This window comes from Photorhabdus kayaii, from assembly GCF_025384895.1.
GTDB lineage: Bacteria > Pseudomonadota > Gammaproteobacteria > Enterobacterales > Enterobacteriaceae > Photorhabdus > Photorhabdus kayaii.
This window is the reverse complement of the sequence record NZ_JAJAFZ010000176.1, coordinates 1-1,382: the sequence shown is the minus strand read 5'-3', so window position 1 is coordinate 1,382 and position 1,382 is coordinate 1. Positions and strand designations below refer to the sequence as shown.

Sequence of the window (1,382 nt, the reverse complement as noted above, 5' to 3'; positions counted from 1 at the left end):
CATCAGCGAGTCCGCTATATCCGGTAGCGTTGTGGTGAAAAATTTGAATACTTTGTCTCGAAATTCATGTTTATCCGCGAAATAACGGTTATTTCGAACATGTTCATTCATGACCTTCCATAATCGCTCTATCGGGTTTAAATTTGGGCTGTATGGCGGAAGGTAATGTAATTCAATATTGCTAACATAAGCCCACTCCTTCACGAGATGAGCTTTGTTGTAACCCGCCCCATCCACAATAAGGTGAATTTTTTGATGATAGTCAGGATAAGACTTTCTTATTTCATTGAAAAAACAGCAAATGTTGTAGTCATTAATGGTTTGATATTCCTGGAACACCGTACGACCAATGGCATTCAGGTTGAGCGCGCCCAATATATTCAGGCGAGTCCGGCTTCCTGTTGTTTTGACTGTTTTTTTCTCGCCCTTTCGCATCCAGCCATAACTGAGTTTGGTACCTTGAGTCGGGTGAACAGCGTCAAGAAAAAGGATGGGTTCGTCTTTCGCTGTGACTTTAAGATTCTCATCATATTCAATAAATTGTCGCTGTTTTTCTGCGTCGAATTTATGAGGGACGCCACAAGGTTTTTTATAAGAAAAACCCTGACGGTGTAGCCATTTATTCATGCCGGGAATGCTAAAGGTAATCTTCCAGAGCTGAGCAACATAGGCCACGATTTCATGGGTGTGATGGAAAAGATGTTGAGATAAGTGATTGATTAAAAAATCAGTTTGTTCTCGGGAAAGCAAACTATCAGACCCCCCATTATCAGATTTAAGTTTACCTTGATTAAGGTAATCACTGATATGGCGGTCAACGGTGGTCTGATGGAGTCGCAATGCCTGGGCTATCATCACAGAACTCCACCCTTCAGAAGCCAGAAGGATCGCTTTTATTCTGTCTCGTACCTGACCATCACGAGTGGTGTCGTGAAGACGTTCAAGTTTGATTTTTTGTTCTGATGTAATAAATATTTTCATAGCGAGGATAATGATCTCCATTTCGGATAAAATCAAGCATCTTCAGTGATTACGGGTATATACGGCATTTATCGGTGATTTACCTGTTAATTCTCCAGCTTCATTAAACCATTGAGGTTTAACCGCTGTATCTATTCTCACATGGGCGACAGATGTTGGCGGTGAAGTGGTGAACCATTGCCCTAAAGCATTTTGCCCGCCGCCGCCATTTCCTCCACGATAAAGAATAAGATCTTCGTCTAATACCCTAGAATTATATTTACCACCGGCAAAATTACCCGCAGGAGCCCAACGAATATCATATGGATGATGAGATAATGGACCAGGATTATTCACCATGTCATATTCATAATCCTTTTTGTTACATCCTGCCAGTCCCAGAGGATCAATCCAATTGACCG

Annotated in this window: 1 protein-coding gene and 1 pseudogene; both read right to left on the bottom strand. The window is 41.7% G+C overall.

Features of this window, described 5'->3' with window-relative positions; all coding sequences use genetic code 11:
* On the bottom strand, positions 1 to 981 hold a 981-nt coding region (locus LGZ98_RS23720), incomplete at its 3' end, for an IS630-like element ISPlu3 family transposase (RefSeq protein WP_262978730.1).
* Positions 982 to 1,023: 42 nt separating this feature from the next.
* Positions 1,024 to 1,382 (bottom strand): annotated as a pseudogene (locus tag LGZ98_RS23715) (hypothetical protein); the annotation flags it as partial.